Source organism: Microbacterium proteolyticum (genome assembly GCF_029639405.1).
Classification (GTDB): domain Bacteria; phylum Actinomycetota; class Actinomycetes; order Actinomycetales; family Microbacteriaceae; genus Microbacterium.
This window is the reverse complement of sequence record NZ_CP121274.1, coordinates 2,059,179-2,074,641: the sequence shown is the minus strand read 5'-3', so window position 1 is coordinate 2,074,641 and position 15,463 is coordinate 2,059,179. Positions and strand designations below refer to the sequence as shown.

The following is a 15,463-nucleotide window of genomic DNA, read 5'->3' as shown; positions in this document are numbered from 1 at the left end:
ACGCAGCTGTGCGACGCGCAGTTGTGCGATAAACGGCATCCACGAGGGGAAACGCCACGACAAGGCGTTTCTCGCCGCGGATCGCGTTTATCGGCACGGTGTGCGACGCCGCCCTCCGCGGAGCGACGCTGCGCGTCCGAGGCGCCGGGCGTCGTGCGCACGGCGCGCGGTCGGCTCGGCCCGAAGCTCAGTCCTCGCCGGGATCGTCGCGGTCGACGATGTGCATCGCGCGCGCGGCATCCGTGATGCTCGACGTGAGCGACGGGTACACCGCGAACACGCGGGCGACCTGATCGACGGTGAGGCGGCGCTCGACGGCGATCGCGATCGGGTAGATGAGTTCCGAGGCGCGGGGAGCGACGATCACGCCACCCATGACGGTTCCACTGCCCTGACGGGCGATGAGCTTGACGAAGCCGTCGGTGATGCCCTGCATCTTGGCGCGCGGATTGGCCGACAGCGGCAGCTTCTTCACGACGCCGGCGATCTTGCCGTCCGTGATGTCCTGCTCGCTGAAACCGACGGTGGCGATCTCGGGCGCGGTGAAGATGTTCGCGGTGATCCGGCGGGTCTCCAGCGGGATCACGACGTCGCCCAGCGCGTGGAAGACGGCCTGACGGCCCTGCATGGATGCCACGGAAGCCAGCGGGAAGAAGTTCGTGCAGTCGCCTGCGGCGTAGATGTTCGGCACCGACGTGCGGGCGACGCGGTTCACGCGGATGTGGCCCGACGGCGTCATCTGCACGCCCGCCTGCTCCAGGCCGATCCCGGCCGTGTTGGGGATGGACCCCACCGCCATGAGGCAGTGGCTGCCCTCGATCGTGCGTCCGTCGGCGAGCGTCACCACGACGCCCTCTCCGGTGTTCACGACGGAGTCGGCGCGCGCCTTCGACAGCAGCGTCATCCCGCCGCGCTGGAAGACGCGCTCGAGGACGGCCGCGGCATCCTGGTCTTCGCCCGGGAGGACCTGGTCTCGGCTGGAGACCAGCGTGACCTTCGCGCCGAGGTTCATGTACGCCGAGGCGAACTCCGCGCCGGTGACACCCGAGCCGACGACGACGAGGTGCTGCGGCACGGACTTCATGTTGTACAGCTGCGTCCAGGTGAGGATGCGCTCGCCGTCGGGCTGCGCGGACGGCAGCTCCCGCGGCGACGCGCCGACGGAGACGACGAGCGTCTCGGCCTCGATGCGGTCGAAGTCGGTGCCGCCCGCCTCGGTCGAGACGACCACGGCGCCGGAACCGTCGAGGCGACCGTGGCCGGAGATGATGCGGACGCCCGCGTCGAGGAGCGACGAGCGCATGTCGTCGGACTGCTGCCGCGCGAGCGAGAGGAGCCGCTGATTCACCGCGGCGAGGTTGATCGCGACCTCGGGGGTCAGCGGCTTGCCGCGGTCGTCCTTGGCGAACAGCTGCACACCCAGCTCGCTGGCGCTGCGGATCGCCACGGCCGCGTCGGCGGTCGCGATGAGCGTCTTCGAGGGCACGACGTCGGTGATGACGGCCGAGCCGCCCACGCCCGCCCGCTCCACGAGCGTCACGTCGGCGCCCAGCTGGGCGGCGGAGAGAGCCGCTTCGTAGCCGCCGGGTCCACCGCCGACGATCGCGACGGACTGCTTGCGCTCGAAGCTCTGCACCATGGCATCCATTCTTCCCTAGTGCGACGCGCGGCCCGTGCGCCTGGCCCCGGATGCCGCGGCTTTCTAGAGTGGGTTCATGGCACACAGCAACTCTCACCCGCTCGACGACCCGGCGGCCGACCCGTTCGAGATCGCCGCGGCGGCGGCCTCCGACATCGCGCGCCTGTCCGGTGTCGAGCGTCACGACATCGCGGTCACCCTCGGCAGCGGCTGGGGCCGCGCCGCCGAGCTCATCGGCGAGGAGACCGCGTCATTCCCCGCGACCGAGGTCACCGGCTTCTCCAAGCCCGCCCTCGAGGGGCACGTCGGAACCCTTCGCAGCGTCCGCACCCCCGGCGGCAAGAACGTCCTCGTGATCGGCGCGCGCACGCACTACTACGAAGGCCACGGCGTCCGCCGGGTCGTGCACAGCGTCCGCACCGCCGCGGCCACCGGCGCGACCACGATGATCCTCACCAACGGCGCGGGCGGCATCCGCGAGACGTGGAAGCCCGGCCAGCCCGTCCTCATCAGCGACCACATCAACCTCACCGCCGACTCGCCCCTCGAGGGCGCGACCTTCATCGACCTCACCGACCTGTACTCGCAGCGCCTGCGCGACCTCGCCCGGTCGATCGATCCGACCCTCGATGAGGGCGTGTACACGCAGTTCCGCGGTCCGCACTACGAGACCCCGGCCGAGGTGCAGATGGCCAAGACCATCGGCGGCCACATCGTGGGCATGTCCACCGCGCTGGAGGCCATCGCCGCCCGGCAGGCCGGCATGGAGATCCTCGGCTTCTCGCTCATCACGAACCTGGCCGCCGGCATCCAGAAGACGCCGCTCAGCCACGCCGAGGTGCTCGAGGCCGGGCGCGAGGCCGAGCCGGTGATCTCCGCACTGCTGGCCCGTGTGATCGGCGCGCTGTGAGCGAGTACGTCGCCGCCGCGCGCGCCTGGCTCGCCCAGGACCCGGATGCCACGACCCGCGAAGAGCTCGCGTCGCTCATCGAACGCGTCGAGGACGGGGATGCCGAGGCGGCCGCCGACCTGGAAGACCGTTTCGCCACCCGTCTCGCCTTCGGTACCGCGGGGCTCCGCGGCACACTCGGGGCCGGGTCGAACCGCATGAACCGAGTGCTCGTGGCGCAGGCCGCGGCGGGTTTCGCCGCGTACCTGCGCGAGAAGCAGCCCGACGGGACGCCGACGGTGGTCGTCGGGTACGACGGACGTCGCAACTCCGACGTCTTCGCGCGCGACTCGGTCGAGATCTTCGCCGGGGCGGGGCTGCGCGCCATCCTGCTGCCGCGGATGCTGCCCACGCCCGTGCTCGCCTTCGCGGTGCGGCACCTCGGCGCCGACGCGGGCGTCATGGTCACCGCGAGCCACAACCCGCCGGACGACAACGGGTACAAGGTCTACCTCGGCGGCGCCGACGACGGCGCGCAGATCGTCTCGCCGGCGGATGCCGAGATCGCCGCGCACATCCAGCGCGTGGCCGACGCGGGTGACGTCACCGTCCTCCCCCGCTCCGTCGGGTTCGAGAACGCCCCCGAGGCGCTCGTCGAGGCGTACGTCGCCGCGACCGCCGCCGTGGCCCCCGCGCCTGCCTGCGCCGACGGGCTACGGTGGGTCTACACCGCGATGCACGGCGTCGGGTGGGAGACGGTGTCCCGCGTGCTCACCGAAGCCGGGTATCCCGCGCCGACGGTCGTCGAGGCGCAGATCCATCCGGACGGACGGTTCCCCACGGTGGCGTTCCCCAACCCGGAGGAGCCGGGGGCGATGGACCTCGCCTTCGAGACCGCCCGTTCCGCCGACGCCGAGCTCGTCATCGCCAACGATCCGGATGCCGACCGCCTCGCCGTCGCGATCCCCGACCCCGAGGTCGAGGGCGGCTGGCGTCGCCTGACCGGCAACGAGATCGGCCTGCTCCTCGGCTGGCGCGCCGCGCGCACGGCATCCGGGGGCTCCCTCGCCTGCTCACTGGTGTCGTCGCCCGGGCTGCAGGCCGTGGCCGAGCACTACGGCCTGGACTTCCACGCGACCCTCACGGGCTTCAAGTGGATCTCCCGCGCGCCGGGCATCGTCTACGGCTTCGAGGAGGCCTTGGGCTACCTCGTGAACCCCGAGACCGTGCGCGACAAGGACGGGATCTCCGCCGCCGTCGCGTTCCTCGGGCTCGCCACCGCCGCGCGCGCCGAGGGCCGCACCGTGGCCGACCTGCTGCAGGAGTTCCGCGACACCTTCGGCGCGTTCGCGAGCGACCAGATCTCGGTGCGCGTCACCGACCTGAGCGAGATCGGCGCCATCATGGCATCCCTCCGCGCCCAACCGCCGTCCGCGGTGGGCGAGGTCGCGGTGTCGAGGATCGACGATCTGCTCCAGGGCGTCGACGGGCTGCCCCCGGGCGACGTGCTCCGGATCTGGCTCGAGGACGGCTCGCGCCTCATCATTCGCCCGAGCGGCACCGAGCCGAAGCTGAAGCTGTACCTCGACGTGCGCGGCTCGTCGGCGAAGAAGGCGCGTCGCCGCCTCGAGGCGCTGCGCGCGGGCGCCGAGGAACTGCTCGCGACCGTGCGCTGACGCGGCGCCGGGGCGCCGGGGTTTGGGGCGGACTCTTCCGTTTGGGGCGTGGAATTCTCCGCCCCGACCGGAAGGGGCCGCCCCAAACCGTGGCTCGGTGCGTCGCTGGGTCCGCTCCTCCCCAGACCGAGGATCCGACCCGGACTCCACCGATCGGGCCAGACCCGCCACGGGGAGAGGGCGCTGCGCACCACAGTGAGGGGGTGGATGCCAGCCTGTCGATACCGCTCCGACGTCGAGGCGACCTCGCCGCCGACGGGGTCGATCGACATCGGCTGGACGCGCTCCTGCGCTCGGGACTTTTCCGGCGGATCCGTCCCGGGGTATATGCCGAGACCGCCGACACCACCGGCCTCTCCCTGGAGGGGTGGATTGTCGTCCGGGCGCGAGCGCTCGCGCTCGTCAGCGCGGAACCTCCCTTGTTCTCCCACCTGACGGCCGCGGCACTGCACGGCTGGCCGACCATCGCCGCGGATTCGGAGCGGGTACACGTCATCCTTGACGAGCGACGGCGCGGAGCCGTGGCATCCGCGGTCCGGCATCGCGGCGAAGTCCCCGCAGACGACATCGTGGAGCGACACGGCCTGCGGTGCACGAGCATCCCGCGGACGATGGCGGACGTCGCACGCACCTGCGCCTTCGATACCGCCGTCTGCGTTCTGGACGCTGCGCTGCGAGGTGTGGCGCATACACGTGTCGCGCCATACGACGCCGAGAGGGCTGAGGAGATGCGCGCCCGCGCGCTGACGATCGCTCTTCGTTCGGCACATGGTCGCTCTCGGGCGTACCGGGCTCTGGCCTTCGCCGATGGGAAGGCGCAGTTGCCGGGCGAAAGCATCAGCCGGATCCGGCTCGCGCAGCTGGGATTCGAGCCGCCCCGCCTTCAAGTCCCCGTCGCGGGGCCGTCCGGAACGAACTACTACGTCGACTTCGGGCTCGACGACGTGCAGGCATGGGGAGAGTTCGACGGGACGGGCAAGTACCTCGACGACGCCCTCCGGTCGGGGCGAACGACCGACGAAGTCGTTCTGCGAGAGAAGCAGAGGGAAGACTGGATCCGCGGGGTGACGCGGCGCCCCGTGGTGCGGTGGGGATGGTCGCATCTCCGCACCGCCGACACCCTCGGCCGGCGTCTCGCGGCGTTCCATCTCACCCCGCGCACCTCGTGATCTCCCGCGATCGGGGCGCAAAATGCCACTTGGGGCGGCGCATTCCGCGCCCCAAGCGGACGAATCCGCCCCAAAGCACGGGACGGGCGCCTGCCCACGGAGCCTCAGCCGTCGATCACCGCGACCAACTCATCGAGGAACGCCGCGAAGTCCGTGCCACGCCGGACGATGCGCTGCACGCTGTCGCGCTCGCTGAACACCTCGACGAACTGCTCGAACACGGTCTGGAACGCCTCGCGGTCGGTCTCGCTGAACGCCACGAGCGCCACCACCTGCACGCGCCCCTCGCCCCACGCGATCGAGGGATCGGCGATGCCGATCGCGATGCGGGTCTGCGTCGCGGTCATGCCCATCGCGTGCGGCACGGCGAGCGCGTCGGTGAACGCCGTGGACGAGATCGCCTCGCGCTCCACCGCGCGAACGACGTAGTCGTCGTCGATGACGCCCTCGGCCACCAGCAGCCCGCCGAGGCGCCGGATGACACCGGCCTCGCCGCCGTCGGCATCCAGCCCGCGTACGAACGCGTCGGGCGAGAAGTACGTCTCGAGTTCGGCGCGCAGCCGCGCGAGGCGCCGCCCGCGACGCACCCGCGACGCCGCGGCCTGAACGCGCTCGACGTCGGCGTCGGTCAGGAACGGCTGGATGCGGACGAACCGGTCGCCGGGACGCGGCGGGTCGATGGTGGTGAGCACGAGGTCGGTGTCGATCGAGTCCCACGCCGGATCGATGCGCGTCTCGACGCCGACGACCTCGATGGCTTGACCCAGGGACCGGTCGACGCTCGAGCGCAGGAGCTCGTGCAGCTCGTAGTACCCCGGGCACACGATCGTCGCGGTCAGCAGCTGGTCGGAGCGTCGGCTGCGCTCGAGCCGGCCGCCGACGTGCATCGCGATGTAGGCGATCTCGTCGTCGAGGATCGGGATGCCGAGGGCGTCCTGCAGACCGCTGGCGATGTACACGGCGACCTCGAAGATCATCGGGTACGTCGACTTGAGCGAGCGGGTCAGCGGGTTGCGGGACCACGCCTGCTCGCGCGAGCGATGCAGCAGGTTCTGCACGTGGAGGGCCAGGCGCAGGACGAAGTCGTCGTGCGCGATGTCCACCAGATACTGGGATGCCGCAGCCTCCACGACCGCGCGCACCGCCGCCTCGACCGCGGGGTCGAGGCGCGAGCGCACGTCGTCGGCTGCGGGCGCACCGGGGGCGACGATGCGGGTGAGGACGAGGGTGGCGAGGTGGCGGAGGTCGCCCGCACCCAACTGCACTCCGATGTGCTTGAGGGTCAGACGGTCCAGCAGCTCGGCGACGGCGTCCGCGGCCTCCGAGGACTCCCCCGCGGCAGCACCGAGGCCCCGGTCGCGCGTGACCCGGTCCGCGGCGATCGCGATGTGCATGACCACGTCGCCGATGCCGATCTCGTTGACGAAGTAGCCGAGCGCCCCGAGTTCGGCGACGAGCTCTGCCTTGAACGGTCCGAATGCGCGCGCCCCGACCGACCTCTCGCCGAGCGTGCGCCGGAGTGCGTCGAGGTCGAACATCCCGGCATCCATCTCGTCGTGCGCGAGCTTGGACAGCAGCCTCCGCTGAGCGACCTCGGTTCCGCGGAGGCGGGCGGTGGATGCCGAGCGCTCCAGGGTCAGTTCGGTCCCGCCGAGCAGCCCGCGCACGCGCGCGAGGTCGGCTTCGAGGGTCGCGGCGCTGACGTGCAGCGAGTCAGCGGTCTCGTAGACGTCGATGCCGTCGGCCGCGTCGAGGAGCCGCCGCACGAGCGTGTGCAGGCGATCGCGCGGGGTGCCGGTGTCGGCCGGCGAACCGGCGCGCAGCGCGAGGGCCGCGTCCGTGCCCGCGCGGTAGCCGAGCGGGCCGGACTCGATCGCCCCGCCGCCGGCGACGCGGGCGTTCACCGCAGTGACGTACGAACGCACGCTGCGGGGGGTCACGCCCAGCGCATCCGCCAGCGACGCGGCCGTGGACCACTCCGCGTCCCGCAGCAGCAGGGCCAGCAGGCGGTCTTGGCGAGCTTTCGTCGTCACGATCCGTCCTCCGCGCCGCCCCCGGAATGGCAGCGCTCCCTCCATCCAACCACGCGCTTCCGCCCACGGCGTCGGGGCGCGGCATCCGCGTTCCGGGGGGTGGGAAACGAACCTGGTTGTCCGCTGTGAACGCGGTGCCGAGAATCGAGGAGAAGGAGGCGGGTCGATGAGGATCCTCGTGGTGTGCGGCGCTGGTGCGTCCAGCACGTTCGTCGCACAGCGTGTTCAACGCGCCGCCCATGATCGCGGCCTCCCCTACTCCGCTTCGGCGGGGACCGCGAGGTCGCTCCCGATCGACCTCGATCAGGCCGACGTCGTGCTCGTCGGCCCGCACCTGGCCCCCGACCTGGAGCGGATCCGACAGGATGCCGCGACACGGGGAGTGCGAGTCGCGCTGCTGCCCGAGGACGTCTTCACCGACCTGACCGGAACCCGCACCCTCGCTCTCGTGGAAGAGGCGATGGGTGCGCGGGAATCCGCGGACACCGTCTGACCCGCCGCCGGAAAGGAACACCCATGCCCCAGATCACCCGGACGGTCCGTATCGGCTCGTCGCACGGCCTCCACGCCCGCCCCGCGAAGCTCTTCGCCCAGGCGGCGAAGGAGTCCGGCATCCCGGTCACCATCGCCAAGGACGCCGGCAGCCCGGTGAACGCCGCGAGCATCCTGGGGATCATCGCCCTCGGCCTGGAGCAGGGCGACTACGTCACCCTCACCGCCGACGGCGACAACGCCGAGGCGACGCTGGAGCGCCTCGCCGAGCTTCTGACCACCGACCACGACGCCGAGTAAAGGAATCACAGGAACATGACGGAACTTCGCGGAGTCGGAATCGGACTGGGCGTCGCCCAGGGACCCATCGCGCGCATGGCCGAGCCCCTGCCCGCTCCGAAGGACACGCCGAGCGACCGGTCGGTCGAGGACGAGACGGCCCGCGTGCGCGAGGCCGTATCGGCCGTCGCCCGCGAGCTCGAGGCGCGCGGGGCTCAGGCCGGCGGCGCCGCCCGCGACGTGCTCGAAGCCCAGGCGATGATCGCCGAGGACCCGACCCTCGAGGCCGAGGTGGACTCCCGCCTGGCCGCCGGCAAGAACGGCGAGTTCGCCGTCCACGACGCCTTCGCGTCGTTCCGCGAGCAGCTCGTCGCCCTCGGCGGCTACCTCGGCGAACGCGCCGCCGACCTCGACGACGTCGCCCAGCGTGTGATCGCGCGTCTCCGGGGCGTCGCCGCCCCCGGCATCCCCGACCCCGGTCACCCGTTCGTGCTGGTCGCGAAGGACCTCGCCCCCGCCGACACCGCGCTGCTCGACCTGGACAAGGTCCTCGCGCTGGTCACCACCGAGGGCGGCCCGACGTCGCACACCGCGATCCTCGCGCGGGAGAAGTCGATCGTCGCCGTCGTCGGCGCGAGCGGAGCGAAGGACCTCGTCGACGGTCAGACGGTGATCGTGGATGCCGCCGCCGGCGTCGTCACGGTCGACCCGAGCGACGACGACCTGGCGCGGGCTAAGAACCGCGCCGATGCGCGCGCGGCGGCCTCGTCCGCCCCCATCACCGACGGCGCCCTGTCGGACGGCACGAAGGTTCCGCTGCTGGCCAACCTCGGCAAGCCCGGCGGCGCCGCCGAGGCCGTCGAGCTCGGCGCCGAGGGCGTCGGCCTCTTCCGCACCGAGTTCCTCTTCCTCAGCTCCAGCTCCGCCCCCACGGTCGAGGAGCAGCGCGCCGCCTACATCGAGCTGCTCAGCGCCTTCCCCGGCAAGAAGGTCGTCGTGCGCGTGCTCGACGCCGGCGCCGACAAGCCGCTCCCCTTCCTCAACGACGCGCACGAGGAGAACCCCGCGCTGGGTCTCCGGGGCCTGCGTGCCCTTCGCGCGAGCGAGGACATCCTGCGCGAACAGCTCACGGCCCTCGCCGAGGCGGATGCCGCGACACGGAAGTCCGAAGCCGGCCCCGCCGATCTCTGGGTGATGGCACCCATGGTGTCGACCGTCGAGGAGACGCGGTACTTCACCGCCCTGGCCAAGGACTACGGACTGAAGACCACGGGCGTCATGGTGGAGGTGCCCTCCTCGGCACTCCTCGCCGATCGCATCCTGCAGATCGCGGACTTCGCGTCCATCGGGACGAACGACCTGACGCAGTACACGCTCGCCGCCGACCGGCTGCTCGGTTCGGTCGCGTCGTTCCAGGACCCGTGGCATCCGGCCGTCCTGCGCCTCATCCGCGAGGTCGGTGCGGCCGGCCGGGCGAACGGAAAGCCCGTCGGCATCTGCGGCGAGGCCGCCGCCGACCCGCTCCTCGCGATCGTCCTCGTCGGACTCGGCGCGACCACGCTGTCGATGGCGCCCACCGCACTCGCGGACGTCCGCGCCTCGCTCCTGACCCACTCTCTCGACGATGCCCGCCGCATCGCCGAGGCAGCCCTGGCCGCGGACGACGCGGCCTCCGCCCGAGAGGCCGCCCAGGCGGCCTCCGCCACCACCGCGGCCTGAGCCGCGCGACACCCCGCGGCCCCGGTCGCATCCACAACAAGGAGACACAGCAATGACGACGGCGTCTACAGCCAAGAAGCCGGGAGGTGCACGGGTCGCGGTCCAGCGGTTCGGCACATTCCTCTCCGGCATGATCATGCCCAACATCGCGGCGTTCATCGCGTGGGGCTTCATCACCATGCTCTTCATCCCCGCCGGCTTCTTCGGCGCGAAGAGCCCCTTCGGGTGGCACTGGGCCCCTGTGGCCGAAATCATCGGCGGCGGCGGCGACGCGGCCACGATCGGGTGGCCGGGGGCCGCGACGGCGCTCACCGCCAACGCGGACGGCAGCACCTACCAGGGCTACGTCGGTCTGGTCAGCGTCATGATCACCTACCTCCTGCCCCTCCTCATCGCCAACACCGGCGGCCGCATGGTCTACGGCGCGCGCGGTGGCGTGGTGGCGACCATCGCCGTGATGGGTGTCATCGTCGGCACCAACATCCCGATGTTCCTCGGTGCGATGATCATGGGTCCGCTCGCGGCCTGGATCACCAAGCAGATGGACCGCATCTGGGACGGCAAGATCCGCCCCGGCTTCGAGATGCTGGTCAACAACTTCTCCGCCGGCATCCTCGGCATGATCCTCGCGATCGTCGGCTTCTTCGCCTTCGGTCCCGTCTTCCTCGGCATCAGCGCGGTCCTCGGCAGCATCGTCGCGTTCCTCGTGCAGTTCAACCTGCTGCCGGTGCTGTCGATCATCGTCGAGCCGGCGAAGGTGCTGTTCCTCAACAACGCCATCAACCACGGCGTCTTCACCCCGCTCGGCATCGAGCAGGCTGCGGAATCGGGCAAGTCGATCCTGTTCCTCATCGAGGCCAACCCCGGCCCCGGCCTGGGTCTGCTCCTCGCCTTCACCTTCTTCGGTGTCGGCGCGGCGAAGGCCTCGGCGCCCGGCGCCATCGTCATCCAGTTCCTCGGTGGCATCCACGAGATCTACTTCCCGTACGCGCTCGCCAAGCCCATGACGATCCTCGCGCTCATCGCCGGTGGCGCCGCGGGCGTCACGACGAACATGATCTTCAGCGGCGGCCTGGTGTTCCCGGCGGCCCCCGGCAGCATCATCGCCGTCACCGCCGCCGCGATCGGCGCCGGCCCCGGCAACCTCCTGGTCGTGTACCTCTCGGTGGCCGTCGCCGCCGTGGTCACGTTCCTGATCGCCGGTGTGATCCTGCGTGCCTCGCGCAAGCGCGACCTCGCGGCCGAGGGCGGCGACGACGCGTTCGCCGCGGCGATCGACCAGACCGAGGCCAACAAGGGCAAGGAGTCCTCGGCCCTGGGCGGCCTGCGCTCGCGCACGTCGAGCGACGTGACCGCGTCCGCCGACCACGACGTCGAGGGTGCCCTCGGCGGCCTCGGGGGCGCCGTCGCCACGAAGCAGCTGAACAACATCGTGTTCGCCTGCGACGCCGGCATGGGCTCCTCGGCGATGGGCGCGAGCGTCCTGCGCAACAAGATCAAGAAGGCCGGCATCGAGGGGGTCACGGTCACCAACCAGGCGATCGCGAACCTCGACGGCACCGCCGACCTGGTCATCACGCAGAACCAGCTGACCGACCGCGCGAAGGCGCAGAACCCCGACGCGATCCACGTGTCGGTGGACAACTTCATGAACTCGCCGAAGTACGACGAGGTCGTGGAGATGGTCCGCAGCCAGCACGAGGCGAAGTAACCCCCGCACGCCAGGGGCTGGGGCACAACCCCGGCCCCTGGCGTCTTCCCGTTCGGCCCGCGTTTTGCAAGGCTGGACAGCACGACGAGAAAGGCGAGAACCATGTCGGACGTCCTCCGCATCGAATCCGTTCGCATCCACCCCGGAAGCGCCACCCGCGAGGAGGCGATGAAGGAAGCCGCCGATCTGCTCCAAGCCGCCGGCTCCGTCACCGGCGAGTACTTCGCCGCCATGCAGCAGCGCGAGGAGACCGTGTCCACCTACATGGGCAACGAGCTCGCCATCCCGCACGGCACCAACGAGACCAAGCAGGCCATCCTCACCTCCGGCCTGTCGGTCGTCCGCTACGACGGGGGCGTCGACTGGGGCGGGGAGCCCGTCACCTTCGTCATCGGCATCGCCGGCAAGGGCGATGAGCACCTCGAGATCCTGTCGCAGATCGCCATCCTCTTCTCCGAGGAGGACGACGTCGCCCGCCTGAAGGCCGCCTCCTCCCCCGAGGAGCTCTTCGAGGCCCTGTCGGGCTCCGTCAACGCATGAAGGCCGTCCATTTCGGCGCCGGCAACATCGGTCGCGGCTTCGTCGGTCTGCTGCTCCACGAGGGCGGCTACGAGCTCGTCTTCTCGGACGTGTCCGCTCCGCTCGTCGCGGCGATCAACGCGGCATCCGAGTACACCGTCCACGAGGTGGGCGAAGGCGGCGTCGACAAGACGGTGACCGGTTTCCGCGCCATCGACAGCTCGACGGATGCCGAGACCCTTGTCGACGAGATCGCGACCGCCGACGTGGTGACCACCGCCGTGGGCCCCACGATCCTGAAGTTCGTCGCGCCGCACATCGTCGCGGGCCTCGCGCTGCGCGACCCCTCGCTCGCGCCCCTGCAGATCATGGCGTGCGAGAACGCGATCGGAGCGACTGACCAACTGCGCGAGCACGTGGTCGACATCGCCGGCGATTCCTGGGACGCCCTCGAAGCGCGCGCCGTCTTCGCGAACACCGCCGTCGACCGGATCGTCCCGGCCCAGGCCGCCGGCGGCGTCGACGTCACGGTCGAACCGTTCTACGAGTGGGCGATCGAGCGGGGGCCGTTCGGCGACGCCCCGCCGCACATCCCGGGCGCGCACTTCGTCGACGACCTCGAGCCGTACATCGAGCGCAAACTCTTCACGGTCAACACCGGGCACGCCACCACGGCGTACTTCGGTGCGCAGGCCGGCATCGAGCGCATCTCCGACGCGCTGGCCGATCCGGCGATCGCGGCGAAGGTCGAGGCGGCGCTGCAGGAGACGAGCGCCCTCCTCGTGCAGAAGCACGAACTCGACGCCGAGGTGCAGGGTCAGTACCGCGAGACGATCCTGCGGCGCTTCCGCAACCCCGCGCTCCCCGACACCGTGTGGCGCGTCGGGCGCCAGCCGCTGCGCAAGCTCTCCCGTCACGAGCGCTTCGTCGGCCCCGCCGCCGAGGCGATCGAGCGGGGCCTGCCCGTCGACGCGCTCGTGGCCGCGATGGCCGCCGCCCTGGAGTTCCAGGATGCCGAGGACGCCCAGGCCGTGGAGTTGCAGCGGCTCCTCGGCGAACTGGATGCCACGGCCTTCACGGCGCAGGTGACCGGCCTCGAGCCGGAGCACCCGCTGTTCGCGCCGATCGTGGAGATCGTCTCCGCACGTCAGGCCGCATTACGCTCGTGAGGTGACCGACACCAGCCCGTCCGCCGACGGGGCGCCCCGTGCGCCCCGTCGGCGTTTTCGTGTCCTGCGCTGGATCCTCGCGGCCCTCGGCGCCCTCGTGCTGCTCCTCGTCGCCGGCATCCTGATCTACAGCCAGGTCGGGGTCATGGGTGCCGAACCCGACCCGCTCGCCGAGGCACGCGCGAATCCCGGGCTCACCATCACCGAGGACTCCACCGCCGTGATCCTGACGCCGGTCGCCGGTGACACCGGCCGCGGCCTGGTGTTCATCCCGGGCGCGAAGGTCGACGCCCTCGGCTACGTCGCGACGTTCGAAGACACCGTGGTCGACGACGGGGTGACGGTGGTGATCACCCGGCCGTGGCTGAACCTCGCGTTCTTCGACCCGCGCCCCCTCTCGACCTTCACCGACCTCGCACCGGATGTCTCGGCGTGGGCCGTCGGCGGACACTCGCTGGGCGGCGTCCGCGCCTGCCAGCTCGCCGGCGACGCCGACGCCCTCGTGCTGTTCGCGTCGTACTGCGCGAACGACCTCTCCGGGTCGGGGCTGCCGGTGCTGAGCCTGTCGGGCTCCGAGGACGGCCTGTCCACACCGCAGAAGATCGCCGACGCGGCGAAGGAGCTCCCCGCCGACGCGGTGTTCGTCGAGATCCCCGGCGCCTCGCACGCATCTTTCGGCGCCTACGGTCCGCAGGCCGGCGACGGCACCCCGACCGCCGATCCCGCCGAGGTCGACCGCGTCATCGCCGAGCAGCTCGCGGCGTTCCTGCCGACGCCCTGAGGGGGCAGCCGCCCGCGCCCGCCTACCGCCGGCCGGGTGGGGCCGTGTCCCGCGCGCGGCCGGGTTCGGTGTCCCCGCGGGCGAAACTCCTGAGAAACCGGCCTGATCTGCGTCGCCACTGCCGCAGATCGGTGATGCGGCGCCAGAATTCAGGAGTTTCGCCCACGGCGGTCCGGGAAGACCTCCCCCTGCCCTCCCGCCGTTATCCACAGCTCGGGTGCCCGTGACCACGCGACGCCCTGCGAAGCGGCCAGGGTGTGCCCATGGCATCCCCAGACCTTCGCCCCGACGACGACCACGAGGTGGTGTGGGCGACGCGCGACCTCCATGCGGCGGGGTGGTCGCGTCGTGCTCTCGCCCGCGCCGTTGCCGACGGTGCCCTCTTGCGCGTGCGCCAAGGCAGGTTCGTCGTAGCAGGCACACCCGGCGACATCGTCGCGGCGGCGCGTCTGGGCGGGCGGCTCGACTGCATCAGCCTTCTGGCGCTGTACGGCGTGTTCATCCACCACCACACGGACCGCCACGTGCAGCAGGATCCCCTGGCCAGCCGACGCCCACCGGCACCCCGCGGCATCGCGTACCACTGGAGACGGACCGCTGCACCGCGAGACCGATCCGTGGTCCACGTCGTTGAAGCCCTCGCGCAGGCGACCCGTTGCCAACCGCCGCGATCAGCTGTTGCGACGCTCGACAGCGCCTGGCACCTCGGCCTCGTGGACGAGGCCGACATCGGCGAGGTCTTCGCCCGCGTGCCGCGTCGCTTCCAGGTGCTGCGAGTGCTGCTGGATCCGCGTGCCGAGGCGGGGACCGAGACGCTCGTCCGACTCCTCCTGCGACATCTCGGCTGCCGGGTCGAAGTGCAGGTACGCATCGACGGCGTCGGGCGCGTCGATCTGCTGGTGAACGGCTGGCTCATCGTCGAGTGCGACAGTGCGCAGTTCCACGGCACCTGGCACGTCCACAAGAACGACCGGCGCCGTGACATGGCCGCTCTCGAGCGCGGGTACGCGACGCTCCGTCTGCTCGCCGAGGACATCCTCTACCGCCCCGACCGCGTCCGCGCCGCACTCCAGCGCGTCCTGGCGCACGGCGCACCCGGGCCGAACTCCTGAAATCCCGTTCCGCCGCGCCCGTCACGCCGACCCGCGCCGCCCTGAGGGCCGAGATCTCAGGAGTTTCGCACGCCCGTGCGCCCTCGCCGGCCCACCCGCCCGGGGGCGCCGCCGGTCGAGCGGCCACCGGCTGGACAGCAGGTCGGCAACGGCCCGGGCGTGAGGGCGGGCGAAACTCCTGAGGAACGGGGCGCGCGCGGCCGGAAACGGGGCCGCGCGGACGACTGGAGCACAGATCTCAGGAGTTTCGCACGCGCGGGGCGCGTCCCCTCGAG

At 71.4% G+C, this 15,463-nt stretch carries 13 protein-coding genes; 11 read left to right on the top strand and 2 right to left on the bottom strand.

The genetic code is table 11. The annotated features are described in order from the left end of the window. Positions 1–187 precede the first annotated feature (187 nt). Complete coding sequence (locus P8R59_RS10420) at positions 188–1,648, bottom strand: NAD(P)H-quinone dehydrogenase (RefSeq protein ID WP_278100999.1); 1,461 nt, start codon at positions 1,646–1,648, stop codon at positions 188–190. Positions 1,649–1,715: 67 nt separating this feature from the next. Here P8R59_RS10420 and P8R59_RS10415 point away from each other — a divergent pair, with 67 nt between their 5' ends. From P8R59_RS10415 to P8R59_RS10405, 3 genes are all read left to right on the top strand, one after another. Next, positions 1,716–2,549 carry a purine-nucleoside phosphorylase gene (locus tag P8R59_RS10415; protein ID WP_260024071.1) on the top strand — a complete coding sequence of 278 codons (834 nt, stop codon included), beginning with the start codon at positions 1,716–1,718 and terminating at the stop codon, positions 2,547–2,549. Beyond that, complete coding sequence (locus P8R59_RS10410) at positions 2,546–4,204, top strand: phospho-sugar mutase (RefSeq protein WP_278100998.1); 1,659 nt, start codon at positions 2,546–2,548, stop codon at positions 4,202–4,204. Before P8R59_RS10415 ends, P8R59_RS10410 begins: the two co-directional genes overlap by 4 nt. Positions 4,205–4,407: 203 nt before the next feature. Continuing rightward, entirely contained in the window at positions 4,408–5,373 is a 966-nt protein-coding gene (locus P8R59_RS10405; RefSeq protein WP_278100997.1) for a type IV toxin-antitoxin system AbiEi family antitoxin domain-containing protein, read from the top strand. Positions 5,374–5,477: 104 nt separating this feature from the next. Here P8R59_RS10405 and P8R59_RS10400 read toward each other — a convergent pair whose 3' ends face one another. Beyond that, positions 5,478–7,451 (bottom strand): BglG family transcription antiterminator, encoded by a 1,974-nt coding sequence (locus tag P8R59_RS10400; RefSeq protein WP_278100996.1) that lies wholly within the window; start codon positions 7,449–7,451, stop codon positions 5,478–5,480. A 121-nt stretch (positions 7,452–7,572) separates the two neighbouring features. Between P8R59_RS10400 and P8R59_RS10395 the strand changes: the two genes are divergently transcribed. From P8R59_RS10395 to P8R59_RS10360, 8 genes are all read left to right on the top strand, one after another. Next, a complete protein-coding gene (locus P8R59_RS10395; protein WP_077050464.1) occupies positions 7,573–7,899 on the top strand; it encodes a PTS sugar transporter subunit IIB in 327 nt (108 codons plus the stop codon). 23 nt (positions 7,900–7,922) lie between these two features. After that, complete coding sequence (locus tag P8R59_RS10390) at positions 7,923–8,198, top strand: HPr family phosphocarrier protein (RefSeq protein ID WP_077050465.1); 276 nt, start codon at positions 7,923–7,925, stop codon at positions 8,196–8,198. Positions 8,199–8,213: 15 nt separating this feature from the next. Further along, positions 8,214–9,896: a phosphoenolpyruvate--protein phosphotransferase gene (ptsP, locus tag P8R59_RS10385; RefSeq protein WP_278100995.1), complete on the top strand. Its 1,683-nt coding sequence runs from the start codon at positions 8,214–8,216 to the stop codon at positions 9,894–9,896. 52 nt (positions 9,897–9,948) lie between these two features. Next, complete coding sequence (locus P8R59_RS10380; protein ID WP_278100994.1) at positions 9,949–11,607, top strand: PTS mannitol transporter subunit IICB; 1,659 nt, start codon at positions 9,949–9,951, stop codon at positions 11,605–11,607. Between the two features lie 102 nt (positions 11,608–11,709). Continuing rightward, entirely contained in the window at positions 11,710–12,147 is a 438-nt protein-coding gene (locus P8R59_RS10375) for a PTS sugar transporter subunit IIA (RefSeq protein ID WP_278100993.1), read from the top strand. Then, the gene (locus P8R59_RS10370) at positions 12,144–13,295 is read left to right on the top strand and encodes a mannitol-1-phosphate 5-dehydrogenase (RefSeq protein ID WP_278100992.1); all 1,152 of its coding nucleotides are present in this window, start codon (positions 12,144–12,146) and stop codon (positions 13,293–13,295) included. Before P8R59_RS10375 ends, P8R59_RS10370 begins: the two co-directional genes overlap by 4 nt. 1 nt (position 13,296) lies before the next feature. Beyond that, entirely contained in the window at positions 13,297–14,076 is a 780-nt protein-coding gene (locus P8R59_RS10365) for an alpha/beta hydrolase (RefSeq protein WP_278100991.1), read from the top strand. Between the two features lie 263 nt (positions 14,077–14,339). After that, complete coding sequence (locus P8R59_RS10360) at positions 14,340–15,188, top strand: type IV toxin-antitoxin system AbiEi family antitoxin domain-containing protein (protein WP_278100990.1); 849 nt, start codon at positions 14,340–14,342, stop codon at positions 15,186–15,188. Positions 15,189–15,463: the final 275 nt, after the last annotated feature.

Excerpts from the sequence above, each read along its gene's own strand:
- P8R59_RS10395 (WP_077050464.1), top strand. The coding sequence starts at position 7,573 with ATGAGGATCCTCGTGGTGTGCGGCGCTGGTGCGTCCAGCACGTTCGTC.
- P8R59_RS10390 (WP_077050465.1), top strand. The coding sequence starts at position 7,923 with ATGCCCCAGATCACCCGGACGGTCCGTATCGGCTCGTCGCACGGCCTC.
- P8R59_RS10370 (WP_278100992.1), top strand. The coding sequence starts at position 12,144 with ATGAAGGCCGTCCATTTCGGCGCCGGCAACATCGGTCGCGGCTTCGTC.
- P8R59_RS10400 (WP_278100996.1), bottom strand. The coding sequence starts at position 7,451 with ATGGAGGGAGCGCTGCCATTCCGGGGGCGGCGCGGAGGACGGATCGTG.
- ptsP (WP_278100995.1), top strand. The coding sequence starts at position 8,214 with ATGACGGAACTTCGCGGAGTCGGAATCGGACTGGGCGTCGCCCAGGGA.
- P8R59_RS10360 (WP_278100990.1), top strand. The coding sequence starts at position 14,340 with ATGGCATCCCCAGACCTTCGCCCCGACGACGACCACGAGGTGGTGTGG.
- P8R59_RS10380 (WP_278100994.1), top strand. The coding sequence starts at position 9,949 with ATGACGACGGCGTCTACAGCCAAGAAGCCGGGAGGTGCACGGGTCGCG.
- P8R59_RS10415 (WP_260024071.1), top strand. The coding sequence starts at position 1,716 with ATGGCACACAGCAACTCTCACCCGCTCGACGACCCGGCGGCCGACCCG.
- P8R59_RS10375 (WP_278100993.1), top strand. The coding sequence starts at position 11,710 with ATGTCGGACGTCCTCCGCATCGAATCCGTTCGCATCCACCCCGGAAGC.
- P8R59_RS10420 (WP_278100999.1), bottom strand. The coding sequence starts at position 1,648 with ATGGATGCCATGGTGCAGAGCTTCGAGCGCAAGCAGTCCGTCGCGATC.